This is a genomic window from Streptomyces sp. NPDC088923, from assembly GCF_044749745.1.
GTDB lineage: Bacteria > Actinomycetota > Actinomycetes > Streptomycetales > Streptomycetaceae > Streptomyces.
Window position 1 is genome coordinate 26,950 of record NZ_JBIVIO010000013.1, and the last position, 26,948, is coordinate 53,897.

The window sequence follows — 26,948 nt, forward strand, 5'->3', positions numbered from 1 at the left end:
CGGCCCGTACGCACCACCAGTACCCGGCCCCCACTCCGTGTTCCCCCCACTCCCCCACCCATGGACTCCGGAAGGAGCCTGCTCTCCCATGCGCAGAATCACCCGCACCCGCGCCCCGCTCGCGGTGGCCGCCGCCCTCGCCGGCGCGGCCCTCGCCCTGCCGGCCCCCGCCGCGCACGCGGCCGGTGACGTCGTGAAGGTCACCGGTTCCCAGGGGAACTGGCAGCTGACCGTCAACGGGCAGCCGTACACCGTCAAGGGCCTCACGTGGGGCCCCTCGCCCACCGACGCATCCCGCTACCTGCCCGACGTGGCCTCGATGGGGGTGAACACCATCAGGACCTGGGGCACGGACGCCAGCAGCAAGCCGCTCTTCGACGCGGCGGCGGCGAACGGCATCCGGGTCGTGGCCGGCTTCTGGCTCCAGCCGGGCGGCGGTCCCGGCGCCGGTGGCTGTGTCAACTACCTGACCGACACCACGTACAAGAACAACATGCTCGCCGAGTTCCCGAAGTGGGTGGACACCTACAAGAACAACCCCGGCGTGCTCATGTGGGACGTCGGCAACGAATCGGTGCTGGGGCTCCAGAACTGCTACAGCGGCGACGAGTTGGAGAAGCAGCGCGACGCGTACACGTCGTTCGTCAACGAGCTGGCCGTGAAGATCAAGGCCGTCGACCCCAACCACCCGGTCACTTCCACGGACGCGTGGACGGGCGCCTGGCCGTACTTCAAGAAGAACACCCCGGCGCTGGACCTGTACGCGGTCAACGCCTACCAGGATGTCTGCGGGGTCAAGAGCGCCTGGCAGCAGGGCGGTTACAACAAGCCGTACATCATCACCGAGACAGGCCCGGCCGGTGAGTGGGAGGTGCCGGACGACGCGAACGGCGTGCCCAAGGAACCGGACGACGCGGCGAAGGCCGCGGGATACACGCGGGCGTGGCAGTGCATCACGGACCACAAGGGGGTCGCGCTCGGTTCGACGATGTTCCACTACGGGACGGAGTACGACTTCGGCGGGATCTGGTTCAACCTGCTGCCCGCCGGGGAGAAGCGGCCCTCGTACTACGCGGTGAAGGAGGCGTACGGGAAGTCGACGGCGAACGACAACAAGCCGCCGAAGGTGGACGCGCTCCAGGTCGAGGGCGGGACCTCGGCGGTGGCGGCGGGCAAGCCGCTGACCGTCACGGTGCCGGCGAGCGACCCGGACGGTGACGCGCTGAGCTACGAGGTGCAGGTGGGGTCGAAGTACATCGACAACGCCTCCGCGCTCACCACGATCGACGCGAAGAACCTCGGTGGCGGGAAGCTGCAGGTGACCGCGCCGGACCGGACGGGCGCGTGGAAGCTGTACGTGAAGGTCAAGGACGGCAAGGGCAACGTGGGCGTCGGCACGACGTCGCTCAAGGTCGTGGCGCCGCCGGTGACGGGGACGAACCTCGCGCGCGGCAAGACCGCGACGGCGTCCTCGTTCCAGTCGGACCCGACGGGCGGATGCCCGTGCGGGCCCGACAAGGCGGTCGACGGTGACGCGTCCAGCCGCTGGGCGAGCGACTGGAGCGATCCGCAGTGGCTCCGGGTCGACCTGGGCGCGGCGAAGGCGATCCGGCACGTCCAGCTCGACTGGGAGTCGGCGTACGCGAAGGCGTACACGATCCAGGTCTCGGACAACGGGAGCGACTGGCGGACCGTGCACGAGGAGACCGCGGGCAACGGCGGGATCGACGACTTCGACGTGAGCGCGACGGCCCGCTACGTGCGGGTGAACGGGACGCAGCGCGGGACGGGATACGGGTACTCGCTGCACGAGTTCGGGGTGTACGGGGGCTGAGAGGGCCTCAGTGGGAGGTACGGGATCGTCGTCCGGTCCCGTACCGGTGAGTGAAGCGCGCCGCTGAGGCGGTGGCGTGGCACCGGGCGGGTCTCCCCGCTGCCGTCCGGTGCGTGGGCGGGTGCGAAGGGCCGGGTGACGGTCCGACGTACCCGCCTTACGCATGCGCTGCGTCCCTTCACTTCTTGGCCACAACTGGCCAGCGAGCGATCGATTCTCGCCACCTCCTGAAGTGTCACCTGGCTGGAAAATCTCCCCAAGTCGGCGTGGAGAAAGTGTTATCCAGGGTTTTTCCGCCGGTCGGTGCAGGGGATGTAACGCCCAAGTGAAGGGACCTTGTGCACAACTCTTGACGCTATCCAGGGGGTGGGAGAACGATCTCCGGAGAGCGCCGAACTTCGCGCTCTCTTCCCACCCGCACTGTTTGTGCACCACCGCGTCGGCACCCGTGTGCCCGCGGTGACTCATGCCCAGGAGACCGACATGGCTGTGTCCCTGAGTCCGGGAGCCGTTCGTGGCACCCGACCGCCTCGAAGAACCCTCGTGGGAGTTGTCGTACTGGCCCTCGCCGCCGCCCTGCTGGCTCTTGTGCCGGCGACGGCCGCGCACGCGGCGCCCGTGCTGCTCTCGCAGAACAAGAACGTCACCGCCTCCAGCCAGGAGAACTACGGGACCCCGGCGGTCAACGCCGTGGACGGTGACAACGGCACGCGCTGGTCGAGCGCGGCCTCCGATCCGCAGTGGATCACCGTGGACCTCGGTGCGACGGCCTCGGTGAGCCAGGTCGTGCTGCGCTGGGAGACGGCGTACGCGAAGTCCTACCGCGTGGAGTTCTCCCCCGACAACCAGAACTGGACCTCGAAGTACTCGACGACGAGCGGCAACGGCGGCACCGAGACGCTGAACATCAGCGGTGACGCGCGCTATGTGCGGGTCTACGGGACGCAGCGGGCCACGCAGTACGGCTACTCGCTGTGGGAGTTCCAGGTGTACGGCACCACCGGGGGCGGTTCGAACCCCGGCGGCCCGATCACCGGCGGTGGGGACCTCGGCCCGAACGTGAAGGTCTTCGATCCCTCGACGCCGAACATCCAGGGGCAGGTCGACTCGATCTTTCAGCAGCAGGAGTCGGCGCAGTTCGGCGACGGGCGCTACCAGCTGCTGTTCAAGCCGGGCACGTACAACAACCTGAACGTGCAGCTCGGGTTCTACACGTCGATCTCGGGGCTCGGCCTGAAGCCGGACGACACGAACTTCAACGGTGACGTGACGGTCGACGCGGGCTGGTTCAACGGCAACGCGACGCAGAACTTCTGGCGTTCGGCGGAGAACCTGGCGATCAAGCCGGTGAGCGGGGACGACCGCTGGGCCGTCGCGCAGGCCGCTCCGTTCCGCCGGATGCACATCAAGGGCGGGCTGAACCTGGCGCCGGCCGGCTACGGCTGGGCGAGCGGCGGGTACATCGCGGACAGCAAGATCGACGGGACCGTCGGCCCGTACTCGCAGCAGCAGTGGTACACGCGTGACAGCACGGTCGGCGGCTGGAGCAACGCCGTGTGGAACATGGTGTTCTCCGGGGTGGAGGGCGCGCCCGCGCAGTCCTTCCCGAACCCGCCGTACACGACGCTGAACAACACGCCCGTCTCGCGTGAGAAGCCGTTCCTCTACCTCGACGGGAACGACTACAAGGTGTTCGTCCCCGCGAAGCGGGAGAACGCGCGCGGTGTCTCCTGGAACGGCACGCCGCAGGGGCAGTCGGTGCCGCTGAACCAGTTCTACGTGGCGAAGCCGGGGGTGTCGGCCGACACCCTGAACCAGGCGCTCGACCAGGGCCTCAACCTGCTGTTCACGCCGGGCATCTACCACCTGAACAAGACGGTGAACGTCAACCGGGCGAACACGGTGGTGCTCGGTCTCGGGTACGCGACGCTGATCCCGGACAACGGGGTCACGGCGCTGAAGGTCGCCGACGTGGACGGCGTGAAGCTCGCGGGTCTCCTCCTTGACGCGGGCGCGGTCAACTCGCCCTCGCTCCTGGAGGTCGGCACGGCGGGCTCGCACGTGGACCACGCGGCGAACCCGACCTCGGTCCAGGACGTGTTCGCGCGGGTCGGTGGCGCGGGTCCGGGGAAGGTCACGACGGCGTTCGTCGTCAACAGCGATGACACGATCATCGACCACACGTGGATCTGGCGGGCCGACCACGGGGCCGGTGTGGGCTGGGAGACCAACCGCGCCGACTACGGGCTGACCGTCAACGGCAACGACGTGCTCGCGACGGGTCTGTTCGTCGAGCACTTCAACAAGTACGACGTGCAGTGGAACGGTGAGCGCGGGCGCACGATCTTCTTCCAGAACGAGAAGGCGTACGACGCGCCGAACCAGGCGGCGATCCAGAACGGTTCGACCAAGGGGTACGCGGCGTACAAGGTCGCGGACTCGGTGACGACGCACGAGGGCTGGGGGCTCGGCAGTTACTGCAACTACACCGCCGATCCGGGCATCAAGCAGGATCACGGCTTCCAGGCCCCGGTGAAGCCGGGCGTGAAGTTCCACGACCTGCTGGTGGTCTCGCTCGGCGGGATGGGTCAGTACAACCACGTCATCAACAACACGGGTGGCGCGACGAGCGGGACCTCGACGGTTCCGTCGACGGTCACGTCGTTCCCGTAGCGGGGCCGGCCCCGCTGTCGGGGGCTCGGTGAGTGAAGGTGAGTGAGGCGGCCGGTCCCTTCGGGGGCCGGCCGCTTCGTCGCGTGCGCGGCCCGGCCGTCCGGCCGCCTCGTCGCGTACGCGGTCAGGCGACGGGGAGGGTGTCGTCCTGCCAGCTGGTGACGCCGTCGGCGAGGTGGAGGACGCGGTCGGCGAGGGCGAGGAGCTGGGTGTCGTGGGTGGCGACGAGGGCGGTGACGTGTTCGCTGCGGACGACGGCGCGCAGGAGTTCCATGACGGCCAGTCCGGTGTCGGCGTCCAGCTGGCCGGTGGGTTCGTCTGCGATGAGGAGGGAGGGGCGGTTGGCGAGGGCGCGGGCGATGGAGACGCGCTGGCGCTGGCCGCCGGAGAGTTCGCCGGGGCGCTGGCCCGCGTGGTCGCCGAGGCCGACGAGGGAGAGGAGTATCGAGACGCGTTCCTCCCGTTCGGCGCGGGAGACCTTGCGCAGGCGCAGGGGGACCTCGATGTTCTCGGCGGCGGAGAGGATCGGGACGAGGCCGAAGGTCTGGAAGACGAAGCCGACGCGTTCGCGGCGCAGGGCGAGCAGGCCGTTCTCGTCGAGGGCGGAGAGGTCGGTGTCGTCGATGAGGACGCGGCCCGAGCCGGGGGTGTCGAGTCCGCCGACGAGGTTGAGGAGGGTCGTCTTGCCGGAGCCCGAGCGGCCTCGCAGGGCGATGAGTTCGCCGCGCGGAAGGTCGAAGCTCACGCCGCGCAGGGCGTGGACGGTGTTCTCGCCGCTGCCGTAGGAGCGGTGGAGGTTCTCGACGCGGACCATCGGGGTGGTGGGGGCGGTGGTCTCGTTCTCCGGCATGGTGTCCCCCTGCGGCGGTGGTGCGCGAGTGGTGATGGTGCGGGTGCTCTTGAGGTGCGGGTGCTCGTGGTGTGCGCGGGCGGCGGTGGTGTCGTACCCGCCGGGCGGGGCGATGGTAGCAGCGGGGGTTTTCGGAGGTGGGTCGGTACGGGCGGTGGGGAGCGAGGGAAGGCCGGGGCGGTCACAATCGCGTGAAGCTTTGCCCCGAGGCCCTTCAGTGCGGGTGAGGTGACCGGATAGTTTGCGGGTCGCGGTCCCCGTTCGGTGGCCATTTTTCTCTTTTCACCCCGGGGGCGGGAAAAGGTTGACGCTCTTCGTACTGCTGCGCCTGCGCGCGCACCGGGTCCTCATGGGTGCCTCGCTCGTCGTGGTGCTGCTCGCGACGACGCTGCTCGCGACGCTCGCGCTCTTCGCCCAGTCGGTCGGTGACGCGGCACTGCGTCACGCGCTCGGTGACCAGGGGGATGCGGGGACGACTCTCGTGGTGAGCGCGGAGGTCCCCGCCGGACAGCGGGAGGCCGCGGACCGCGTGGTGCGCCGGGAGGCCGCGGCGGGTTTCGACGGGCTCCCCGTGACCGTGCGGGCTTTCACGCAGTCCGGTACGTACGCGCTGCCCACGGGGCTCGGCGGGCGCGCCGCACCGGGCGGCAAGCCGGACCTGACGCAGTTCGCGGCGCTCGACGCCTCGCGGGTGCGGGTGGTGGCGGGGACGCTGCCGCGCGGTACCGCGACGTCGGGGCCACTTCCCGTGGCGCTGCCGCAACGGGTCGCGCGGCAGTGGGACGTCGTGCCCGGCGCCGAGTTCGACGTGACCGACCGGGCGGCGGGGAAGAAGCTCGCGGTGCGGGTGACCGGGGTGTACCGCCCGGCGGACACCACGGACCCGTACTGGCAGGCCGATCCGCTGCGCGGGCGCGGGGCGCGCACGGTCTCGTTCACGACGTACGGGCCGCTCGCGGTGAGTGCGGAGGTGGCGGCCTCGGGGCGGCTCGCGGCGGGGACGTCGTCGTGGGTGGCGGTCGCGGACACGCGGGGGGTGCGGACCGGGGACACGGGGGCGCTGCGGCGCGCGTCCGTCGCGGGCGCCGAGCGGTTGCGTACCGAGGCGGCGCTCGGCGGGAGCGCGCAGGTGCGCGACGGGGTACCGGCGTTGCTCGACAGCTTCGCGACGACGCTCGGCGTCTACCGCTCGACGCTGCTGATCGTCGCGGTCCAGCTCGTGCTGCTCGCGCTGTGTGCCCTGGCCCTCGTCGCGCAGTTGCTGTCCGCCGAGCGGGCGGGGCACACCGCTCTGTTGCGGCACCGGGGCGCTTCGCGGGCGCGGGTGGCGGGCCTCGCCGGTGCGGAGGCGCTGGCTGTCGTGGTGCCCGCGCTCGTGGTGGCGCCGTTGCTCGCGGGGCCCCTGGCGCGGGTGCTCGTCGAGCGGTCCTCGCTCGCGGACAGCGGGCTGCGGCTCGCGTACGGGGCGACGCCGCTGGTGTGGCTGGTGTCGGTGGGTTTCGCCGTGGTGTGCGGGGTGGTGCTGACGGGCGCGCTCGCCGCCGGGAACGGGGCCGGGCGGGTACGGGCCGGGGCGTTGCCGGGGTTCTTGCGGGCGGGCGCCGATCTGGGGCTGCTGGTGGCGGCCGGGCTGGCGTTCTGGCAGCTCGCGGGGCAGGGGCCGCGCGAGGACGGCGGGGCGGGCCCCGACTGGCTGCTCGTGGTGGCTCCGGCGCTCGCGCTGCTCGCGGGCACGGTGCTCGTGCTGCGCCTGGTGCCGCTCGCCGCGCGGCTCGGGGAGCGGCTCGCCGCGCGCGGCCGGGGTCTGCCGGGGGCGCTCGTGGCCTGGCAGTTCAGCCGGCGTCCGCAGCGGGGCGCCGGTCCCGTGCTGCTGCTGGTCCTGGCGGTCGCGATGACGCTCCTGACGGTGGCGCAGAGCGCTTCGTGGGCCAGGGCGCAGGACGATCAGGCGGACTTCCGTTCGGGGGCCGGGGTGCGGGTGCTCGACCCGACGTCGGGGCTCGCGGGTGACGCGGGTACGTACGGGGCGTTGCCGGGCGTGCGGGCGGTGGCCCCGGGGCACCGGGCGTCCGTGGACCTGCCGCAGGGGGGCACGGCGACGGTGCTCGCGCTGGACACGGCGCGCGCGAGGGACGACCTGCTGTTCCGCGCCGACCTCGCGCCCGGCGAGGGCGCGCTGCGGGGACTGCGCGCTGCCTCGGACGGGGCGCGGACAGGTCTCGAACTGCCCGCCGGGACGCGGAAGCTCGCGCTGCGGGTGCGCTGGGAGGACTCCCGTACGGGCAGGGCGCCGAAGGAGTTCGCCCCGGCGCTCACCGTGACGGTCAGGGACGCGCAGGGGCAGCCGTACGTCCTGTCGGCGGGGCGGCTCGGTGGGGGTGGCGCGGTGCGCACGCAGACGGTGGATCTGGCGCCGGAGGGTCGGGAGGTGCCGCGCGGGCGGGTGTGGCTGAGCGGGCTGCGGGTGTCGGGTGAGCTGCCGCCGGGGCTCGACGCGCGGGTGCGGCTGGGTGTCGAGCGGGTCGGCGCGCTGACGGGTACGGGCGGCGGGGCCGGGCGCGCGGTGGCGGTGCCGGAGGGCTTGCGATGGCACGGCACGAGTACACCGGTGGTGGAGCTGACGCCCGGGCGTGCGGTGCCCTTGCGCCCCGAGGCGGCGGCGGACGAGCCGCTCTCCGTGACGGCGCACCTGACCTCGCCGGGCGGGTCGTCGTGGGTGTCGTCCTCGGGTACGGGCGTGAATCTGGACGTGTGGGCGGGCACCGCGAAGGCCCCCGCGGCGGTACCCGCGCTCGCCTCGGACGCCTTCCTGAGGACGGCGCACGCGAAGCGGGGGCAGACGCTGACGGTGCCCGTGGAGGGTACGGAGGTGCGGGTCGAGGTCGTGGGCACGGTCGCTCATGTGCCGACGACCGGGGAGGAGGCCGCGGCGGCGGCCGACGCGTCCGGTCAGGACTCCGGTTCCGGTGCGGGCGAGGAGGACGATGGTGCGGGTGGGGACGACGCGGACGCCGCCCTGCTCATGGATCTGCCGACGCTGAACGCGGTGCTCACAGGGGCGGGCGCGGGGCCGCTCGCGCCGACCGAGTGGTGGCTGAGCACGGCGAAGGGGCGTTCCGCCGCGGTGGCCGCGCGGTTGCGGGAGCGTCCCGACAGTGATCCCGCGGACGTGCTCGTACGGGACGAGGTGCGGCGGACGCTGGTCGGTGACCCCTTGGGCGCGGCGCCGCGTACGGCGTTGTTCGCCGCGGCGCTCGCGGCCGCGGCGATCGCGGCCGTGGGGTTCACGGCGGGGGCGATGGGGTCGCTGCGGGAACGGCGCTCGGAGCACGCGGTGTTGCGCGCGCTCGGGATCTCGGGCCGGAGGCTGACCCGGCAGACCTTCTGGGAGCAGGTGCTGCTCGTGGGGGTCGGGCTGGGCGCGGGTCTGGCGCTGGGGGTCGTGCTGAGCCGGTGGCTGGTGCCGTTGACGGTGCTGACGGCGCGCGCGGCGCGGCCGGTGCCCGGGGTGCTCGTGGAGATGCCGTGGGGGCGGGCGCTGCTGCTGCTCGTGGGGGTCGCGGCGCTGCCCCTGCTCGCGGTCGCGGTGTTGTCGAGGCGCCGTACCCGGATCGCGGACGCGCTCCGCCGGCTGGAGGACTGACGTGACATCGGCTGTGGAGCGTGCCGGGCGGGCCCGAGGGGTGCCCGCCCCGTGGACGCGGACCCGCTTGCGTACGGCGCGGGGGGCCTGGTCGGCCTTCGCGGCGCTCGTGCTGCTGACGGCGTTCCTGGCGGCGTACTTCCCGCGCGCGGTGCAGGCGAATGAGGACCGGGCGGCGCGGCGCGCGGTGGCGGAGGCATCCGCCCGGCGTGCGGTGGTGGACGTCGGGCTGATACGGCCGGACCTGGCGCCCGGCGAGCGGGCGAAGACGCTCGCCCCGGACCGGGTGGCGGCGGGCTACCGGGCGTTGCTGAAGACGGTGCCCGCGCCGGTGCGGGTGGATACGGGGCAGTCCTCGTACGGGGTGCGGACGAGCAAGGATCTTCAGGCGGCGGACAAGGACCTGCCGAGCCCCGACGCGGTGCTGCCGCGGTTCACCGCGGCGGCGCAGGCGGGTCTGGAGGAGCACGCGCGGCTGGCGTCGGGGCGGTGGCCGCGCGCGAAGACCGCGGTGTCGCCGGACGCGGGCCGGGTCGAGGTCGCGGTGACCGGCGCGACGGCGAAGGCGCTGGAGCTCAAGGTGGGGCGGGTGGTGCCTGTCGAGGGCGCCGAGGTCGCCTTCGTGGTCGTGGGGATCGTGGAGCCGCGCGATCCGCGGGGCGCGTGGTGGTCGGCGGAGCCGCAGTTGCGTACGCCGACGCTGACGGCCACGTCGGCGCGGCCGCCGCAGAAGTACTGGCGGGCCGGGTTGTTGCTGCCGCCCGCCGCGGGGGCCGCGCTGCTGGGCACGCTGGGGCAACCGGAGGCGTACTGGCGGCTGGCACCGCGGACGGACGGGCTGACGGCCGGGGTGCTGCCGCGCTACACGGCGGCGCTCGGTTCGCTGAAGGGCGGCCCCGATCTGCTGCGGGTGAAGAAGGCGGTGGAATCCCACGCGGTCGTCTCGACGGATCTGGACGAGGTGATCGAGGCGCATCGCGGGCTGTCGCGGGCGCTGTCGCCCGTGGTGAAGGTGGCGGCGGTCGGCGCGGGGGCGGTCGCCGCGGTGACGGTGGCGATGGCGGCGGGCCTGTCGGCGGGGCGGCGGCGCGAGGAGTTCGCTTTGTTGCGGGCGCGGGGGGCTTCTCTCGCCGGGCTCGGGGGGCGGCTGCTGGCGGAGTCGGCGGCGGCGGCCGTGCCGGCGGCGGGGCTCGGGCTGCTCGGCGCGTGGGCGCTGGAGCCGGCGGCGCCGCTGGGGTCCTCGGTGCTGCTCGCCGGGGGTGTCGCGCTGCTCGGTTGCCTCGCGCTGCCGTTGCGGGCGCTGGCCTCGCACCGTGCGGCGGGGGTGCATCAGGAGCGGGAGGATCTTGTCGCGGCGCGGGCAGGGCGGGGGCGTACGGTCGCGGAGTTGACGGTCGTGGCGGTGGCGTTGCTCGTGCTGTTCGCGTCGCGGCGCGGTGGTGGCGGGGCGGGGGCGGTGCCCGTGCTGCTCGCTCTGGTCGCCGCTCTCGTGCTGGTGCGGTGCTATCCCTTGCCGTTGCGGTGGGCCGCCCGGGGTGCGGGCCGGTCGCGGGGGCTGACGGGTTTCCTGTTCTTCGCGCGGGCGGGGAGGGCGGCGCCGAGTGGGACGCTGCCGCTGTTCGTGCTGCTGATCGCGGTGACGACAGCGGGGGTCGGCGGGGCGGTGCTCACGGACGTCGCGGGGGCGCGGGACCGGGCCGCGCTCGTGACGGCGGGGGCCGACGCGCGGGTCTCGGCGACGGGGGCGCTGGCCGCGTTGCCGCGTGGTGTCGAGCAGGGGGTGCGGAAGGTCGCGGGGGTGGAGGATGTGGCGCCCGTGCTGATCGACCAGACGGTGGCGTTGCCCGTGGAGACGGGAGCGCAGAGTACGCGGCCGCTCGCGCTGATGGCGGTCGATCCCTCCTCGTACGGGTCCTTCCTGCGGGCGCAGGGGCTCGGTTCCGGGCCGGTGCCGCCGCGTGCGGAGCGGGGCGGGGTCGTGGACGTGGTCGCCTCGGCGCGGGTCGCGCAGGTCTTCGGGTCGAAGCCGCGCGAGGTCTCCTCGCTCGCGGGCCGGGTGCGGGTGCGGGTGACGCGGGTGGCCGAGGCGCCGCCCGCGCTCGGCGGTGCCGATTTCCTCCTCATGGACCGGGCTGCGCTGGAGCGGCGGCCCACGACGGATCTCCTGGTGGCGGGCGAGCCGGACGCGAAGGCTTTGCGGAAGCTCGTGGACGGGGCGGAGCCGCGGCCTCGTGTGCGCTTGCGTGCGGACGCGCGGGCCGCGTACGCGGACTCGCCGTTGCAGGAGGGCGTCACGCGGTTGTTCGCCGCGGCGGTGGGTGCCGCCGCCGGGTACGCGCTGCTCGCTCTGCTGCTGCACGCGCAGGCGGGGGCGGCGGAGCGGACGGCGTTGCTCGTGCGGTTGCGGGTGCTGGGGCTGTCGCGCCGGGGGACGCGGACGCTCACGCTGCTGGACGCCTTGCCGCAGACGGTGCTCGCCGCCGGTGGCGGGGCGCTGGTCGGCTGGGGGGCGATCAGCTTGCTCGCTCCGGTGCTCGACCTGGAGCGGCTCGCGTTCGCGAGTACCGACGGGCGGGGCCCGGAGGGGGTGACGGCTTCCCTGCACGCCGATGCGGGGGTGCTGGCGCTGCCGGCGGTGGGGATCGCGGTTCTCGCGGCGCTGGTCTCGCTGGGGCAGGCGTGGTGGCTGCGGCGTACGAAGATGATCACTGAACTCAGGGCAGGAGACGCATGATGGGCGAGCCCACCGGGGCCGGGGCCGGTGCGGTCCCGAGTCTGAGCGAGCTGGAGCGGCGGGCCGCGGCGCGGCGCGACACGCGCGCCTACGGGCACGACGCGCTCGTGGCCTGTGACCGCCTGGTGCGGGTCTTCAGTGCCGACGGGGTCGAGGTGCAGGCGCTCCAGGGCCTTGATCTCCTTGTGTACGAGGGCGAGTTGATGGCGCTCGTGGGGGCTTCGGGCAGCGGCAAGTCGACCCTCATGAACATTCTGGCGGGGCTGGACAAGCCGACGGCGGGCTCGGCGACGGTGGGGGGTTTCCCGCTCCTCCAGATGGGCCGCAAGGACCGGCTGCGCTACCGGCGCGAGGTGGTGGGCTTCGTGTGGCAGCAGACCGCGCGGAACCTGTTGCCGTTCCTGACGGCGGCGCAGAACGTGGCGCTGCCGATGCAGTTGAGCGGAGGCGGCCGGGGGGCCGCGACGCGGGGGAAGCGGGCCCGGCGGGCGGAGGAGTTGCTGCGGATGCTGGAGGTGGGGGACTGCGCGGACCGGCTGCCCGCGCAGTTGTCCGGTGGGCAGCAGCAGCGGGTGGCCATCGCCGTGGCGCTGGCGAACGAGCCGTCGCTGCTCCTTGCCGACGAGCCGACCGGGGAGCTGGACTCGGCGACGGGTGCGCAGGTCTTCGCGGCGTTCCGCAGGGCGAACGAGGAACTCGGCATGACGGTCATGATCGTCACGCACGACGCGGAGGTCGCGAACGAGGTGAACCGTACGGTCGCCATCCGCGACGGGCGGACGTCCACGGAGGTGCTGCGCCACACGGAGATCGGCGCGGACGGGCAGGAGTCGGTATCCGCGCACGAGTACGTGACGCTCGACCGGGCGGGGCGGCTTCAGCTGCCGCCCGACTACACCTCGGCGCTGGGGTTGCGTGATCGGGCGATGCTGGAGCTGGAGCCCGATCACCTCCGGGTGTGGCCGGACCGGCGCGGGGAGAACCGCGAGGGCGGGCAGGGCCCGAAGGGCGAGGGCGGCCAGGAGGGCTGAGCGGGCGGGTCGGGGCCGCGCGAAAGGGGCGGGGCCGGGGGAAGTTCCCCCGGCCCCGCCCCTTTCGCGCGTCGAACCCTCCCACTTGCCCGCGCTTGCCTTTATAGCGCGTGCGCAAGTATTGTCTGTGCATGTAAGCGGCTACCGCGCACAACAGATCAGCGCGGATATCAAGCTCCTGAAGGGTTCTCTCCTCATGCCTCTGGCGCTCCTGGCCCTCGCCATCGGGGCCTTCGGTATCGGCACGACCGAATTCGTGATCATGGGGCTGCTGCCCGAGGTCGCGGACGGCTTCGGGGTCTCCGTGCCGACCGCCGGGCTCCTGGTGACGGGCTACGCACTCGGCGTGGTGATCGGCGCCCCGATCATGACGCTGCTCGGTACCAGGGTGCCGCGCAAGCGGATGCTCATGCTGCTCTTGGGCCTGTTCGTCATCGGCAACGTGATCTCCGCCGCGGCCCCGGTCTTCGGCGTGATGCTCGCGGGCCGGGTCGTCGCCTCCTTCGCGCACGGCGCCTTCTTCGGCATCGGCTCGGTCGTCGCCGCGGGGCTCGTCCCGCCGGCGAAGCGGGCCGGGGCCATCGCGCTCATGTTCACCGGGCTCACCGTCGCCAACCTCGTCGGTGTGCCGCTCGGCACGTACGTCGGGCAGGCCGCGGGCTGGCGCGTCACCTTCCTGATCGTCGCCGCGCTCGGCGTCTTGGGGATGCTCGGCATCCTCAAGCTCGTGCCCGAGCTCCCGCGCCCCGAGGGCGTGCGCCTGCGCCACGAGCTGTCGGCCCTGCGCGACGTGCAGGTCGTCCTCGCGATGGCGATGACCGTACTCGGCTTCGGCGGGGTCTTCGCCGCCGTCACCTACATCGCCCCCATGCTCACCGAGGTCGCCGGTTTCGCCGATTCCTCGGTCACCTGGCTCCTCGTCGTCTTCGGCGCGGGCATGGTCGCGGGCAACCTCGTCGGCGGCAGGTACGCGGACCGCAGGCTCATGCCGATGCTCTTCACCGTGCTCGGCGCCCTCGCCCTCGTCCTCGCCCTGTTCACCGTCACCGCCCGCTCGGAGGCGGGAGCGGCGCTCACCCTCTTCCTCATCGGCGCGCTCGGATTCGCGACCGTCCCGCCGCTCCAGAAGCGGGTGCTCGACAAGGCCTCGGGCGCGCCGACGCTCGCCTCCGCCGTCAACATCGGGGCCTTCAACCTGGGCAACGCCCTCGCCGCCTGGCTGGGCGGCCTCGTCATCGACGCGGGCTTCGGCTACACCTCGCCCAACTGGGTGGGCGCGGCGCTCGCCTTCTCCGCGCTGCTCCTCGCCTTCGTCTCCGCCGGGCTCGACCGCGAGCGGCCCGCCCCCGGCGACACGAGGGAGCCGACGGCCCACCCGGCCGCCGCCACGGAGCGGGCCTCCGCCGCACGCACCGCCCTCTGACCACCTTCCCCCGCCCGGGCGGGCGGCCCCCGGCAGTGCGCCGCCCCGGCCGCGTACAGCCGCCCGGGTCCCGTACAGCCGCCCCCATCCCGCACCAGAGAGAAAGCACCACTATGCGCACCCCCTCCCCCACCGTCACCCTCAACAACGGGGTGCTGATGCCCCAGCTCGGCTTCGGCGTCTTCCAGGTCCCCGACGAGGAGACGACCGCCGCCGTCACGAGCGCCCTGGAGGCCGGTTACCGGTCCGTCGACACGGCCGCCGTCTACGGGAACGAGCGCGGTGTCGGGCGCGCGCTCGCCTCCTCCGGCGTCCCGCGCGGGGAACTGTTCGTCACCACGAAGCTGTGGAACGACGACCAGGGCTACGACGCGACGCTGCGCGCCTTCGACGCCTCGCTCGACAAGCTCGGCCTGGAGTACACCGACCTGTACCTCATCCACTGGCCGACGCCCGCCCGCGACCGGTACGTCGACACCTACCGCGCGCTGGAGCGGCTCCTCGCCGACGGGCGCACCCGCGCGATCGGCGTCTCCAACTTCCAGCCCGCGCACCTGGAGCGGCTCGTCGCGGAGACCGGCGTCGTGCCCGTCGTCAACCAGGTCGAGCTGCACCCCGGACTCCAGCAGCGCGAACTGCGCGCCGCGCACGCCCGGTTCGGCATCGCGACCGAGGCGTGGAGCCCCCTCGCGCAGGGCGCGCTGCTGAGGGACGACGCCCTGACCGCGCTCGCGGCGAAGCACGACCGCAGCCCCGCGCAGATCGTGCTGCGCTGGCACCTCCAGAGCGGGAACATCGTCATCCCCAAGTCGGTGACACCTGCCCGTATCCGGGAGAACCTCGACGTCTTCGGCTTCACGCTCGACGAGGACGACATCGCGGCCGTCGACGCGCTCGACCGCGGGCTGCGGACGGGGCCGCACCCGGACGAGCTGAACTGACGTACCGGCGGAAGGGGCGGGGCGGGGCGCGGTGCCGCGCCCCGCCCCTCGCCGTGCGCTCGCCCGTACCGCTCCTTCCCGTTCGGGTCAGTTCTCGCTGATCCGCAGGACCTGCTTGCCCCGCACCCCGCCCTGCTCGCCGCGCGCATACGCCTCCGCCGCCTTCTCCAGCGGATGCACCGCGTCCACGTGGACGCGCAGCGCGCCCTCGTCGACGAGCGCCGTGATCCGGCGCAGCGCCGCCCCGTCCGGCTCGACCAGGATGCCCGTGAAGCGCACCCCGGCCGCCGTCGCGCGCTCCTCGATGTCTCCCCCGCCGCTCGACGGCACCGTGATGAGCAGACCCCCCGGCCGCAGGACCGCCAGCGAGCGCGCGCTCGTGTCGTCCTTCGCGCCCACGAGGTCGAGGACCGTGTCGACACCCGAGACGTGCTCCTCGAAGCGCTCGGTGCGGTAGTCGACGACCTCATCCGCGCCGAGCGTGCGCAGCCACGCGTGGCGGGAGGCGCTCGCCGTCGCGATGACGTGCGCGCCGATGTGGTGCGCGAGCTGCACCGCCAGGTGGCCCACGCCGCCCGACGCCGCGTGGATGAGGATCCGCTCGCCCCGGCGCAGCCGCGCGGTGTCGACGAGCGCCTGCCAGGCGGTGAGCGACGCGAGCGGCAGCGCCGCGGCCTCGTCGAAGTCGAGGCCCTTCGGGATCGGCGCGAACTGACGCGCCGGCGCGGTGACGTACTCGGCGCAGGCGCCCGCCGTACGCGGGAACCACGGCATACCGAGTACCGCGTCGCCCGGCTTGTACAGCGTCACCCCCGTGCCCACCTCCTCGACCGTGCCCGCGACGTCCCAGCCGGGCACGAGCGGCGGGCTCGCGAGGCTCGCGGCGGCCCCCAGGCCCTCGCGCGTCTTCCAGTCCACCGGGTTCACCCCGGCGGCCCGCACGCGCACGAGGATCTCGGTCGGCACGGGTGCCGGGCGCGGCACCCGGTCCAGGCGCAGGACCTCGGGGCCGCCGAAGCCGGTCTGGACGAGGGCGCGCATGGTGCGGTCGGGGCGGTCCTTGGGGGTGCTGTCCGTCATGGGGCGGGTTCCTTCCGGGGGTCTCATGGGTCCGGCGCGGTGGTACGCGGCCGAGCGGTGGCCTCGCGTACGCGCCCGGCGATCTTCTCGCGTCCATGCAACACCCTCGTGCGGGTCCGGCGTGGGCGGGGCACGATGGGGTGATGCTCCTGGTGACGCTCGTGGACGTGTCGGGCGCCGTGGCCGCGACGCGGTCCCGCTCGCGCAAGACGGAACTGCTCGCGGAACTCTTCCTGGCCGCCGGGCCAAAGGACGTGCCGCTCGCCATCGCCTACCTCTCGGGGCGCGTCCCCCAGGGCCGGATCGGTGTGGGCTGGAGCACTCTGCGCGAGGCGCCCGCGCCCGCGGCCGCTCCCTCGCTGAGCCTGCACGACGTGGATGCCGCGCTCGACGGGCTCGCGGCCGTCGCGGGCAAGGGCGCGCAGGCGGAGCGGAGGCGGCGGGCGGCGGCGCTGCTCGGTGCGGCCACCGAGGCGGAGCAGCGCTTCCTCGTCGGGCTGCTCACCGGGGAGGTGCGGCAGGGCGCGCTGGACGCGATGGCGGCGGAGGGGCTCGCGGCGGCCGCCGGGGTACCCGCCGCGGAGGTGCGGCGGGCGGTGATGCTGCGCGGGGCGCTCGTACCGGTGGCGCGGGCGCTGCTCGCCGAGGGGCGCGCGGCACTCGGGGAGTTCCGGCTGACGGTGGGTCGCCCGGTGCGGCCCATGCTGGCCGGCACCGCGGCCTCGGTCGCGGAGGCGCTGGCGGCGCTGGGGTCCTGCGCGGTGGAGGAGAAGCTCGACGGGATCAGGGTGCAGGTGCACCGGGACGGCGAGCGGGTCTCGGTGTGGACGCGGACGCTGGAGGACATCACGGAGCGGCTGCCGGAGGTCGTGGAGGTGGCGCGGGCGCTGCCGGTCGCGCGGTGCGTCCTGGACGGCGAGGTCATCGCGTACGACGAGGCGGGGCGGCCCCGCAGCTTCCAGGAGATCGCGGGGCGGACGGGCTCGCGCACCGATGTCGCGAAGGCGCGGGCGCTGGTGCCGGTCGTGCCGGTCTTCTTCGATGTGCTGCTCGTCGGCGAACGGGAGCTGCTGGACGTGCCGTTCGCGGGGCGGCACCGCGAGCTGGCCGGGCTCGTGGCGCAGGAGAACCGGGTGCGGCGGTACGTGGCGCAGGCACCCGAGGCGGGGCCGGACGCGCTCGCGGGGGCCGAGGACTTCCTCGCCGAGACGCTCGGGCGCGGGCACGAGGGGGTCGTGATCAAGGACCTGGGCTCGCCGTACAGCGCGGGGCGGCGCGGGGCGGCGTGGCGCAAGGTCAAGCCCGTGCACACGCTCGATCTCGTGGTGCTCGCGGCGGAGTGGGGGCACGGGCGGCGCACGGGGAAGCTGTCGAACCTCCACCTGGGGGCGCGGGGAGCGGACGGCGAGCTGATCATGCTGGGCAAGACGTTCAAGGGTCTGACCGACGCGATGCTCGCCGAACAGACGGAGACGTTGCTGGAGCTGGCGGTGTCCGACGACGGTCACACGGTGCGGGTGCGGCCCGGGCTCGTCGTGGAGGTCGCTTTCGACGGGGTGCAGCGTTCCTCGCGGTACCCGGCCGGGCTGACGCTGCGTTTCGCCCGTGTGGTGCGGTACCGGCCGGACAAGACGCCGGAGGAGGCGGACACGGTGGAGGCGGTGCGGGACGCGGGGGCCGGGGTCGCGTAAGGGCGGAGCGGACCGGCGTTCGGGTCAGGGGGGCGACGGCATCGCACGGGAAGCCGCCCGGAGACGGTGGCATATGCCGACGGCACCATCGGCGCGGGTGTTGCCAAACGGCTTACGCGGCGGGCGAGGCTGTGTCAGAGTCTTCACGTCGCCGCTCCGGCGGCCGGTCGCGCGTTGTCGCCTCCCGGCCCCGGAAGGCGTGCTCGTCCGTCCAGTCCGCGGGGTCGGCGTTGCCGGCCCGTGTGTACGCCGTATCGGAGCCGCCATGCCCCCGCCCGCCTCCACGGACCGTCCCGCGCCGCGCCTGTGGCAGGACGGCCCGGTCCCTGGTGGCGCGCCCTCCGTGCTGCGGCCCCCGGGGCCCCTCACGGAGCCGGGTGCCGGCACCGGGCCGCGCGCGGGCACGGAAGCCCGTCGGGGCGCGGAGCCGCGTTCCGGGATGGACCGAAGTGAACTCGACTCCCTGCTGGAGGAGTTGCGCGCGCGGCGCGGTTCGGGTGCGCTGCCGCCGCACGTCGGCAGCGCCGAGTGGGACCTGCTGACGGACGGCGCCCGCTGCTCCGCCGAATTCGCGGCGATCCTCGGTCGCGATCCCGCGCTGCCCGCGCCCGGACTCGACGAGCTCCCTTCCTACGTCCACCCGGAGGACCGCGCCGCGCTCACCCGGCTCATGACCGGCTGCCTCGTGGACGGCAGGGCGCTCGACGGGACCTTGCGGCTGCTGCGCGCGGACGGCAGCGAGCGCACGGTACGCCTGCTGGGCGAACCGGTGCTCGACGCCGAGGGCTGCGCGGCTTCCCTGTGGCTCGTCGTGCGCGAGACGGAGCCGGGGGCCGCGCGGCGCACGGCACCGGCGGCCCCGGCGGCAGCGCGTGCGGAACACCGCGTCGCCGTGGCCCTGCGGGACAGTGTCCTGCCGCCGTGGCAGGGCCCGGTGCGATTCCCCCCGGGGAGCGCGCCGCAGGCCCCGGCCGATACGGCGCGCACGGGGGGAACTCCCCCCGGCGGGACCGCCTCACCGGTACGTGGCCCGGAGCCCGCGCCCCCGCGGAGCGTCGCTCCGCCGAGACGACGGTCCCGCCGTCGCACCCCGCCACCCGCCGCTCCGGCCGCGCGCGAGCGGCAGCTCGACCTGACGGTGCTCAGACCGGGCGGCCCGCCGGGTAGGGGCGGCGGTCACTGGTACGAGGCCGCCGAACTCCCCGATGGTTCGACCCTGTTGGCCGCCGGTGAGGTGGCCGGGCACGGTCTCGCGCGGACGACGGACACGGCGACTCTGCTCGGCGCGCTGCGCGGTATCGCGCTCACCGGGGCGGGCCCCGGCGCGCTGCTCGACGTGCTCGGCCAGGTCGTGGGCGCGGGAGCGCCCCGTACCCCCCTCGCGTCCGCGCTGTGCTGCCGCGTCGAGCCCGCTTCCCGGTCCGTGGTCTGGGCACAGGCGGGGCACCCGGCACCGTTGCTCTTCCGCGCGGGCTGCGGGCGGTCCCTGGAGCGGCCCGCGGGGCATCTCCTGGGCGCGCCGCGGCAGATCGGGCACGCCGAACACCGCGCCGAGCTGGCCCCTGGCGACCTGCTCGTCCTGCGCAGCGGGGGCCCCGTACCCGCGTCCGGGCGTGACGAGGCCGACGCGCTGCTCGCGCTCGGCCCGCGGCTCGCCGGGGTCGCGGAGGCGCGGGGCGCCGCGCGGGTGATCGGGGACGCGCTGCGTACCGGTACGGGAACGGGTGTGCCCGGTGGTGGAGAGGAGTGCCTGTTGCTCGCTCTCGTACGGGAGTAGCGGACCGGCGCCCTCGTACGAAAGCCCGGCGGCCCGCCGTGCTCAGGCTCCCGCGACGCGTCCCGTGCCACGGTTCCTCCCCGACGGCTTCGGCATGACGCGTTCGATGTCGCCGCGCAGGACGTCGATCTGGGCGTGGCCCGCGAACTGGCCGGTGAGGCGGTACATCTGGCGCAGCCGGTCCCAGGTGCGCATCGAGGAGGTCTCACCGATCGACTGGAGCGCCAGCCGGGCGTAGAAATCGGCCTGTTCGGGGTCGTTGCCCAAAAAGCAGGCCGAGGCCATCGAGAGGTTGTCGAAGATCTGCGAGCGCTGGCGTTCGGCGTTGCGCAGGGCGAGGGCACGCTTGGCGTGGGCCTGGGCGACGGAGGCCACGCTGGGGTCGTGCTCGGCGAGGGTGCGGTAGGCGAGGGCCTGCATCCCGTAGAGATCGGCCTCGTCGAACATCTGCATCCAGCTCGGCCGCTCCCCCGCGCCCTTGTCGGAGACGAAGAGTTCCTCGGCCTCGCCGAGCGTGCGTCGCATGGCCTGGCCGTGGCCCATTGAGGCGTGCGCCCACGCCTCGATGGTGCGGAACATCGCGCGGGTACGGGGCAGGGCGCCCTCGCCCGCGCCGGAGCCCGCGAGCTTCATGAGGTCGAGGGCCTCGCCCGGGTCGCCGAGGTGGATCTTCTGGCGGGCGGCGCGGGAGAGCGCCTCGCTCGCGCGGGGCCGGTCGCCGCCCTCGCGGGCCGCGTGCGCGGCGATGAGGAAATACTTCTGCGCGGTGGGTTCGAGGCCGACGTCGTGGGACATCCAGCCGGCGAGGACCGCGAGGTTGGCGGCGACGCCCCACAGCCTGCGCTGGAGGTGCGCGGGATGGTGGTAGGCGAGCATGCCGCCGACCTCGTTGAGCTGGCCGACGACGGCCTTGCGCTGGAGGCCGCCGCCTCGGGAGGCGTCCCAGGCGCGGAAGACCTCGACGGAGTTCTCGAGTTCGTCGATCTCCTGGGAGCCGACGGGAGCCGCTTCGTAGCGGTCCCAGCCCGCGGGTTCGGAGTGGAGGGGGTCGCCCTCGCGCGGCCGGTCGGCCGCGAGGACGGGGTCGGTGTGGAGCCAGTCGTGCATGGCGGTGCTGAGGGCGGAGCCCGCGGCGAGCGCGGCACCCGCGCCCACCAAGCCGCGTCGGTTGAGCATGAGGTCCATTCCCGTGAATTCGGTGAGGAACGCGGCCGTCTTCTCGGGCGCCCACGGCACACCGTCGGGGTTGTCGACGCTCCCTGCGGTGTGCGCGCTCCCCGCGCGCCCGCGCCTGACCAGGCCGAGATCCTCGATGGTCACGACACGGCCGAGACGCTCGGTGAACAAGGCGGCCATCACCCGCGGCACCGGGTCGCGGGGGATCTCGCCCACGTCGATCCAGCGCCGTACGCGCGAGGTGTCGGTGGCCAGCTGGGGGTGGCCCATGGCCGCCGCCCGCCGGTTCACCAGTCGCGCGAGTTCGCCCTTGGACCAGCCGGTCATGCCGAACAGGTCGCCAAGGCGGGTGTTGGGTTGTCCGCTCACGTCAAGCCCCCAGGTTCTCGGCTGATTTGACACTAACGGCCGGTCACGTGCGGAGCGAGTATTCGCCAGGGTTCGCCAGGGTTCGCCAGATGGTCTGCCACGGCGCGCCGGGTGTCGGGTAGGAAGCGCGCCAACCCGGCCCGGCGCCTGTCGGCACTCCCCAGGGTGTCGCGGGTCACCGGGCCGGGCGGGCGCCTCCGATGCGCGGGCCCATGAAGGGCTCGCGGGCCCAGGAAGGGATACGCCCGCCCCATGTACACCGCTCAGTCCCCCCTCTCCGCACCACCCCGTGCGCCACGTGCGCGCCAGCCCGGCGCCCCTTTCCTCGATCCCGCGCGGGCGGCCGCCGTGCCGTTCGCCGCCGCTCAGCCCCGTGCCCGGCGGACGCAGGGGGCGCCGGGCACGCAGCGGCTGAGCGGCCGGCTCGACCTGTCGGGGCCGCAGGGCGAGCGCTTGCGTGCCGCCGTTGTCGCGGTGCACCGCATCTGCCCCGACTTCCACCCGGTCCAACTACTGCGTCGCAACGGGCACTCGGTGCTCCTCGCGGGTACGACGGGGCGGGCGACCGTGGTCGCGAAGTGTTTACTGGACCGCTCGCCGGTGTGGTCGGGCCGCATCCGGCAGGAGATAGCCGCGTACCGCTCCTTCGTGCGGCAGCGCCCGCCGGTGCGGGTGCCGCGTCTGGTGGCGGCCGACCCGGACCAGGGGGTCCTGGTCGTCGAGCGGATGCCAGGGCGCCCGACCGCGCTCCAGCGCCACCCGGCGCACGCTCCGGCCCGCGCGGATCTGCGGGCCGCGCTCGCGGCGTTCACTCGGGTCAACTCCTGGCGTCCCGCGGCCGGGACGTTCGACACACCCCTGGACTACGGGACGCGCCTTGCCCGCTTCCACGAGCTGGGGATGCTGACGGACCGTGACCTCGACGACTTGCAGAAGCTGTTGCACGGCGTCGCGGGCGGCGCGGGCCGGGGCGGGATGTGGCAGTTCAACCACGGGGACGCGCTCCTGTCGAACGTGCTGCTCTCGCCCGCGGGGCCGGTGCTCCTCGACTGGGACCGGGCGGGCTGGTACCTGCCGGGGTACGACCTGGCGACGCTGTGGTCGGTGATCGGGGACGCGCCGGAGGTGCGGCGGCAGATCGCCCAGCTCGCGCAGGCGGCGGGCCCGGCGGCGCGGGACGCCTTCCTGGTGAACCTGATGCTCGTCCTGACGCGTGAGATCCGAACGTACGAGAGCGCGGTGCAGCGCACGATGCACGAGGCCGCCCCGGTCACCGCTCCCGGGGTACCGGCCTTCGGCGAGGAGCAGCGGCTGCTCCTGCGGCGGCTGCACGACGACTGCGCCACGGCGCGGCGGGCGGTGCGCGCGGCGGTCGGTACCCGCTGAACGGCCCCGCCCGGCACGGGTGGCCCGCGGCACGGTCCGGCCGCGGGCCCCGGGGACCGGATACGGGACGGAACGCGCCACACCGGCGGCGAAACGTTTCCTCACCGTCCGCGGGCGAAGGGGTGGATTTCCCGGGCCGGTGGGGGCGCCCCGTAGGGCGTACTGCCGGGGCTGGTCAAAAGGGCGCGGTGTGTCGCCGCTGGCAGCGGAGCGGTCGGCCCCGCGCCCTCCATTGGTCCACTCCTGTGGTGGTGCCGCAACCGGGGCCTGACATGGGGATTCCCTCGCGAGGAGCATGATTGACGGATCGTCGGGGAGCGGGTACCACTGGCACGTCCGGTCACGAGACTCCAGCGCGTCCACTCCCCCAGGAGGCTGCTTTGCGAGGAATTTCCCCCGTCCGTTCCAGACGCCGGACGGCGGCGGTCGCTTTCGCCTCGTCCGCCCTGCTCCTGCCGCTCCTCGCCGCGACGCCCGCCGGGGCCGCGCAGACTCCCGCCGCGCGGACCCCCTCCGGCCAGGGCGCCGGGCGGCTCCAGGACGCCTTCGCCTCCGCCTCGGCCACGTACCACGTCCCGAGCGAGGTCCTCCTCGGCGTCTCCTACCTCCAGTCGCGGTGGGACGAGCACGGTGGCGCGCCGAGTGTCAGCGGCGGGTACGGGCCGATGCACCTGACGGACGCGCGGACAGCGCTCTCCGGGGTCGTGACCCACCCGCACGGCGAGGGCGCCGAGGACCCGCGCGGCGACACGAGCCGCCCCCTCGGCCTGACCGCGCGCCGTTCCAGGACGAGCACGGGCACGCTCCCCGCGCGCCTGGAGACGCTGCCGAGGGCGGCGTCCCTCACGGGCATCTCCGCCGACAGGCTGCGCGACGACGCGGCGGCGAACGTCGCGGGCGGCGCGGCGCTCCTCGCGGCGGCGCAGCGCGCGCAGGGCCGAGCGCTGAGCCAGGACCCGGCCGACTGGTTCGGCGCGGTCGCCGCGTTCTCGGGCGCCGAGGACAGCGCGGGCGCGGCCTCGTACGCCGAGGACGTCTTCGCGGTGATCCGCGACGGGCAGCGGCGCACGACGGACGCGGGGCAGTCGGTCGCGCTCCGCGCGGACGCCCGGGCGAAGGCCCAGCCGAAGCAGTTGCGCGCCATGGGCCTGAGGAAGACGGACGCGGGGCGGACGGAGTGCCCGCCGACGGTGGCCTGCGAGTGGGTGCCCGCGCCGTACGAGGAGTACGGGGACGGCGACTACGGCAACCACGACCTCGCCGACCGGCCGAACGACCAGTCCGTCGACTCGATCGTCATCCACGACACCGAGGAGACCTGGGACAAGACGCTCGACCTCGTCCAGGACCCCACGTACCTGGCGTGGCACTACACGATCCGTTCCACGGACGGGCTCATCGCGCAGCACTTCCCGACGAAGGACGTCGGCTGGCACGCGGGCAACTGGTACGTGAACGCGAAGTCGATCGGCATCGAGCACGAGGGTTTCCTCACCGCGCCCGACGCCTGGTTCTCGGAGTCGATGTACCGGTCCTCGGCGCGGCTCGTGAAGTACCTCGCGAAGAAGTACGACATCCCGCTCGACCGGCAGCACATCCTCGGCCACGACAACGTGCCCGCGACGACGACGTCGGGCATCCCCGCGATGCACACCGACCCGGGCCCGTACTGGGACTGGTCGCACTACTTCGCGCTGCTCGGCAAGCCGGTGCGCGCCACGGCGCTGCCGTGGTCGGACGTCGTGACGATCGCGCCGAGGTACGAGGCCAACAAGCCCGCGTACACGGGTTGTTCGGCGGACGATCCGGCGGCGGCGTGCCCGAGCCACGGGTCGAGCGAGCTGTGGCTGCGGCAGTCGCCCTCGGACGACGCGCCGCTCGTGAAGGACATCGGCCTGTACCCGAAGGGCGAGGAGACGACGACCGGGGTCAACGACGTCGGCGCGCGCGTCTCCAGCGGCCAGCAGTACGTCGTCGCCGAGCGGCGCGGCTCCTGGGTGGCGCTCTGGCACAACGGGCAGAAGGGGTGGCTCAAGAACTCGCTGCTCAAGCCGGTCGCCGTACCCTCGCGGGGCATCGTGGTGACGCCGAAGAAGGGGCGCGCGGACGTGCCGGTGTACGGGCGGGCCTACCCGGAGGCCTCGGCCTACCCGGCGAACATCACGCCGCAGGCGCTCTCCCCGTTCTCGTACAAGCTCCTCGCGGGGCAGCGGTACGTGGCGGGCGGGAAGGTGCACGGCGAGTACTTCTACTCGCCGACGTTCGACACGACGGACCACAAGGTGGTGCGCGGGGAGAACGAGTACTACGAGATCCAGTTCGGGCACCGGGTGGCGTACGTGAACGCCGATGACGTGACGGTGTCGCGGGTGCGCTGAGGTCTGGGGTGAGCGGGGCCGGTCCTTTCGCGGGGCCGGTCCCGTTCGCGTGTTCCAGGGCCGTTCACTCCCCGGCGCGGCCTCCCCCGCAAGCGTCGTGCGGGTGTGGTGGTGCCGGCGGTGGCCCCTGCGAAGAGGAGGCCGGCGGAGGGAGGCGGTCGCTCCGGCCGGTGGGCAGCGCATTCCGGACAGCGGGAGAGGGGCCGTCCGGGTGAGCGGCGGGGGCGGGCGGGAGGTGCGGGGGCCCGGTCAGCCCTGCTGGAACATGGCGGCGGGCAGGGGCTTGAGGAGCGCGTAGAGGTCGTCGGTGATGGGCCGGTCCCAGGCGGCGATGGTGACGAGCACGTTGTCGCTGCGGTCGAACTGCACGCAGGAGACGCGGCTCTCGGAGAGCTTGAGGCGGCGCACGATGAGGAGGTTGTCGCCCTGCATGACCGGCATGTCCTCGACGTCGACGACCTCGACGTCCTCGTCGTTCTCCAGTGCGAGCAGGAGCTGCGCGACCTCGAAGGGGACCTGTTTGTCGGCGAGTTCACGAGCGGGCGAGCCGGCCGGGAGGTTGCCGATGATCATGGCGGGTCCACGGCCGCCGAACAGGTCGTACTGGAGGAAGACTCCCTGACAGCTGCCGTCCTGGGCGGGCAGCAGCCCCGCGACGAGGTTCCCGGGCCAGTCCCCCGGGTCCATGGCCAGGACGTCGAAGTCGGGGCCCGCGGGCGTGGCGGGAGTACGGCGGCGGAGGAACGACATGCGGCCCATGGTACGTGTCCCGCTCCGGTCACGAGCGGCCACCCCTGCGTAACCGGGCCCCCTGGAGAGGGGATGCGGGGGTGGCGGAAAAGGGGTGGTGGGACGGGGGCCGCGCGGGGTGGCCCGTGGGGGCGCGGGGTGCCGCGAGAGGGGTACGGGGACGGGGCGAGCGGTGGCTGCCGCTCGCCCCGTCCCCGTACCGTCCCGGGCGGGACGGGCTCCGTACCGCCCGGTGGCGTTCCGCGTTCCCGTACCGCGTCTCAGGCGGCCACGCCCTCGCCGCTCTCCGCCTCGTCCTCGGCGGTGAGCGGGACGACCGCCACGGGGGCCGCGGCGTGGAGGAGGACGGCCTGGGTGACGGAGCCGAGGATGCGGGCGGGCTGGAGAAGGCGCCGGCGGTGGCGGCCCACGACGACGAGTTCCGCACCGCTCGAAGCGGCGACGAGGTGCCCGGCGGCGTCACCCGCGGCGACGGAGACGAAGGCCTCGACACCGGGGTGGGCGGCGCGGTGCGGGTCGAGGTGGTCCTTGGCCAGGGTGAGGCACTCGGCCTCCGCGGCCTCCTGGTCCTCGACTGTGGGCGTGTAGTCGCCCACGGCCGTCCAGGCGAGCGCGGGCCAGGGGTAGGCGACGACGATGTGGACCGCGGCGCCGCGCCGTTCCGCCTCGGTGAAGGCGAAGGCGAGCGTCGAGTCGTCCTTGAGGTCCACGGGCAGGCCCACGACGACGCGCGGCCCCTCGGGCACCTCGGTCGTCACGTCCTCGGGCACGGCGCGCCCCGGTCGCGGCACGACGACGACCGGGCAGGAGGCGTCCCGCGCGGCGGCCATCCCGTTGGAGCCGAGCAGGAGGCTGGCGAAGCCGCCGCGACCGCGCGAGCCGAGGACGAGGAGCTGGGCGTCGGCGCCCATCTCGGGCAGGACCGCGTCGGGCGCGCCCTCGACCGTGACGAACTCCAGGACCGGCAGCTTGACGTCGCGCCCCTCCAGGTCCGTGCGCAGCCGGTCGAGCACCGGGTCGCCGACCTGTTCGGGCCCGGCGGCGAGCACCTCGGGCTGGGTCCAGGCCGCGTACTGGCGCACGTGCACGATCCGCAGCACGGTCTCGCGGAGCCGGGCGGCCTCGATCGCCCAGTCAAGCGCACGGAGGCTGTCCTCCGAGCCGTCCACGGCCGCTACCACCGGCAGCTCACTCATGATGTCCTCGTTCCCG

Annotated in this window: 16 protein-coding genes; 11 read left to right on the top strand and 5 right to left on the bottom strand. The window is 73.9% G+C overall.

Annotated features, from left to right (window positions below; genetic code table 11):
- Nucleotides 1-88: 88 nt before the first annotated feature.
- Complete coding sequence (locus tag ACIP4O_RS29950) at nucleotides 89-1,834, top strand: discoidin domain-containing protein (protein ID WP_401579263.1); 1,746 nt, start codon at nucleotides 89-91, stop codon at nucleotides 1,832-1,834.
- Nucleotides 1,835-2,317: 483 nt separating this feature from the next.
- The gene (locus ACIP4O_RS29955) at nucleotides 2,318-4,507 is read left to right on the top strand and encodes a discoidin domain-containing protein (protein WP_401579265.1); all 2,190 of its coding nucleotides are present in this window, start codon (nucleotides 2,318-2,320) and stop codon (nucleotides 4,505-4,507) included.
- Between the two features lie 124 nt (nucleotides 4,508-4,631).
- Here ACIP4O_RS29955 and ACIP4O_RS29960 read toward each other — a convergent pair whose 3' ends face one another.
- Nucleotides 4,632-5,357, bottom strand: a complete 726-nt coding sequence (locus tag ACIP4O_RS29960) for an ABC transporter ATP-binding protein (protein WP_401579267.1) — start codon at nucleotides 5,355-5,357, stop codon at nucleotides 4,632-4,634.
- Nucleotides 5,358-5,661: 304 nt separating this feature from the next.
- On the opposite strand from ACIP4O_RS29960, the gene ACIP4O_RS29965 reads away from it, so the two are divergent.
- From ACIP4O_RS29965 to ACIP4O_RS29985, 5 genes are all read left to right on the top strand, one after another.
- Nucleotides 5,662-9,000 carry an FtsX-like permease family protein gene (locus ACIP4O_RS29965; RefSeq protein WP_401579269.1) on the top strand — a complete coding sequence of 1,113 codons (3,339 nt, stop codon included), beginning with the start codon at nucleotides 5,662-5,664 and terminating at the stop codon, nucleotides 8,998-9,000.
- 1 nt (nucleotide 9,001) lies between these two features.
- A complete protein-coding gene (locus ACIP4O_RS29970) occupies nucleotides 9,002-11,734 on the top strand; it encodes an ABC transporter permease (protein ID WP_401579270.1) in 2,733 nt (910 codons plus the stop codon).
- A complete protein-coding gene (locus tag ACIP4O_RS29975; RefSeq protein WP_401579402.1) occupies nucleotides 11,734-12,765 on the top strand; it encodes an ABC transporter ATP-binding protein in 1,032 nt (343 codons plus the stop codon). Before ACIP4O_RS29970 ends, ACIP4O_RS29975 begins: the two co-directional genes overlap by 1 nt.
- Nucleotides 12,766-12,961: 196 nt before the next feature.
- Nucleotides 12,962-14,188, top strand: a complete 1,227-nt coding sequence (locus tag ACIP4O_RS29980) for an MFS transporter (RefSeq protein WP_401579272.1) — start codon at nucleotides 12,962-12,964, stop codon at nucleotides 14,186-14,188.
- A gap of 113 nt (nucleotides 14,189-14,301) precedes the next feature.
- Nucleotides 14,302-15,129, top strand: a complete 828-nt coding sequence (locus ACIP4O_RS29985) for an aldo/keto reductase (protein ID WP_401579274.1) — start codon at nucleotides 14,302-14,304, stop codon at nucleotides 15,127-15,129.
- 87 nt (nucleotides 15,130-15,216) lie between these two features.
- On the opposite strand, the gene ACIP4O_RS29990 is transcribed toward ACIP4O_RS29985, so the two are convergent.
- Complete coding sequence (locus tag ACIP4O_RS29990) at nucleotides 15,217-16,209, bottom strand: NADP-dependent oxidoreductase (protein ID WP_401579276.1); 993 nt, start codon at nucleotides 16,207-16,209, stop codon at nucleotides 15,217-15,219.
- Nucleotides 16,210-16,352: 143 nt separating this feature from the next.
- On the opposite strand from ACIP4O_RS29990, the gene ACIP4O_RS29995 reads away from it, so the two are divergent.
- Together ACIP4O_RS29995 and ACIP4O_RS30000 are read left to right on the top strand one after the other, a co-directional pair.
- A complete protein-coding gene (locus ACIP4O_RS29995) occupies nucleotides 16,353-17,900 on the top strand; it encodes an ATP-dependent DNA ligase (protein ID WP_401579278.1) in 1,548 nt (515 codons plus the stop codon).
- A 439-nt stretch (nucleotides 17,901-18,339) separates the two neighbouring features.
- On the top strand, nucleotides 18,340-19,677 hold the full coding sequence (locus ACIP4O_RS30000) for a SpoIIE family protein phosphatase (RefSeq protein ID WP_401579280.1): 1,338 nt from the start codon (nucleotides 18,340-18,342) through the stop codon (nucleotides 19,675-19,677).
- Nucleotides 19,678-19,719: 42 nt separating this feature from the next.
- On the opposite strand, the gene ACIP4O_RS30005 is transcribed toward ACIP4O_RS30000, so the two are convergent.
- Complete coding sequence (locus tag ACIP4O_RS30005) at nucleotides 19,720-21,222, bottom strand: hypothetical protein (protein WP_361333014.1); 1,503 nt, start codon at nucleotides 21,220-21,222, stop codon at nucleotides 19,720-19,722.
- Between the two features lie 252 nt (nucleotides 21,223-21,474).
- On the opposite strand from ACIP4O_RS30005, the gene ACIP4O_RS30010 reads away from it, so the two are divergent.
- A complete protein-coding gene (locus ACIP4O_RS30010; protein WP_401579282.1) occupies nucleotides 21,475-22,608 on the top strand; it encodes an aminoglycoside phosphotransferase family protein in 1,134 nt (377 codons plus the stop codon).
- 380 nt (nucleotides 22,609-22,988) lie between these two features.
- Complete coding sequence (locus tag ACIP4O_RS30015) at nucleotides 22,989-24,986, top strand: N-acetylmuramoyl-L-alanine amidase (protein ID WP_401579284.1); 1,998 nt, start codon at nucleotides 22,989-22,991, stop codon at nucleotides 24,984-24,986.
- 249 nt (nucleotides 24,987-25,235) lie between these two features.
- On the opposite strand, the gene ACIP4O_RS30020 is transcribed toward ACIP4O_RS30015, so the two are convergent.
- Nucleotides 25,236-25,736, bottom strand: coding sequence for a hypothetical protein (locus tag ACIP4O_RS30020; RefSeq protein WP_361333023.1), 501 nt, complete (start codon nucleotides 25,734-25,736; stop codon nucleotides 25,236-25,238).
- Between the two features lie 260 nt (nucleotides 25,737-25,996).
- On the bottom strand, nucleotides 25,997-26,932 hold the full coding sequence (locus ACIP4O_RS30025) for a universal stress protein (protein WP_361333026.1): 936 nt from the start codon (nucleotides 26,930-26,932) through the stop codon (nucleotides 25,997-25,999).
- Nucleotides 26,933-26,948 lie beyond the last annotated feature (16 nt).

Coding starts and splice junctions, on each gene's coding strand:
- ACIP4O_RS29950 (WP_401579263.1), top strand. CDS start 89: ATGCGCAGAATCACCCGCACCCGCGCCCCGCTCGCGGTGGCCGCCGCC.
- ACIP4O_RS29955 (WP_401579265.1), top strand. CDS start 2,318: ATGGCTGTGTCCCTGAGTCCGGGAGCCGTTCGTGGCACCCGACCGCCT.
- ACIP4O_RS29960 (WP_401579267.1), bottom strand. CDS start 5,357: ATGCCGGAGAACGAGACCACCGCCCCCACCACCCCGATGGTCCGCGTC.
- ACIP4O_RS29975 (WP_401579402.1), top strand. CDS start 11,734: ATGGGCGAGCCCACCGGGGCCGGGGCCGGTGCGGTCCCGAGTCTGAGC.
- ACIP4O_RS29980 (WP_401579272.1), top strand. CDS start 12,962: ATGCCTCTGGCGCTCCTGGCCCTCGCCATCGGGGCCTTCGGTATCGGC.
- ACIP4O_RS29985 (WP_401579274.1), top strand. CDS start 14,302: ATGCGCACCCCCTCCCCCACCGTCACCCTCAACAACGGGGTGCTGATG.
- ACIP4O_RS29990 (WP_401579276.1), bottom strand. CDS start 16,209: ATGACGGACAGCACCCCCAAGGACCGCCCCGACCGCACCATGCGCGCC.
- ACIP4O_RS29995 (WP_401579278.1), top strand. CDS start 16,353: ATGCTCCTGGTGACGCTCGTGGACGTGTCGGGCGCCGTGGCCGCGACG.
- ACIP4O_RS30000 (WP_401579280.1), top strand. CDS start 18,340: ATGGACCGAAGTGAACTCGACTCCCTGCTGGAGGAGTTGCGCGCGCGG.
- ACIP4O_RS30010 (WP_401579282.1), top strand. CDS start 21,475: ATGTACACCGCTCAGTCCCCCCTCTCCGCACCACCCCGTGCGCCACGT.
- ACIP4O_RS30020 (WP_361333023.1), bottom strand. CDS start 25,736: ATGTCGTTCCTCCGCCGCCGTACTCCCGCCACGCCCGCGGGCCCCGAC.
- ACIP4O_RS30025 (WP_361333026.1), bottom strand. CDS start 26,932: ATGAGTGAGCTGCCGGTGGTAGCGGCCGTGGACGGCTCGGAGGACAGC.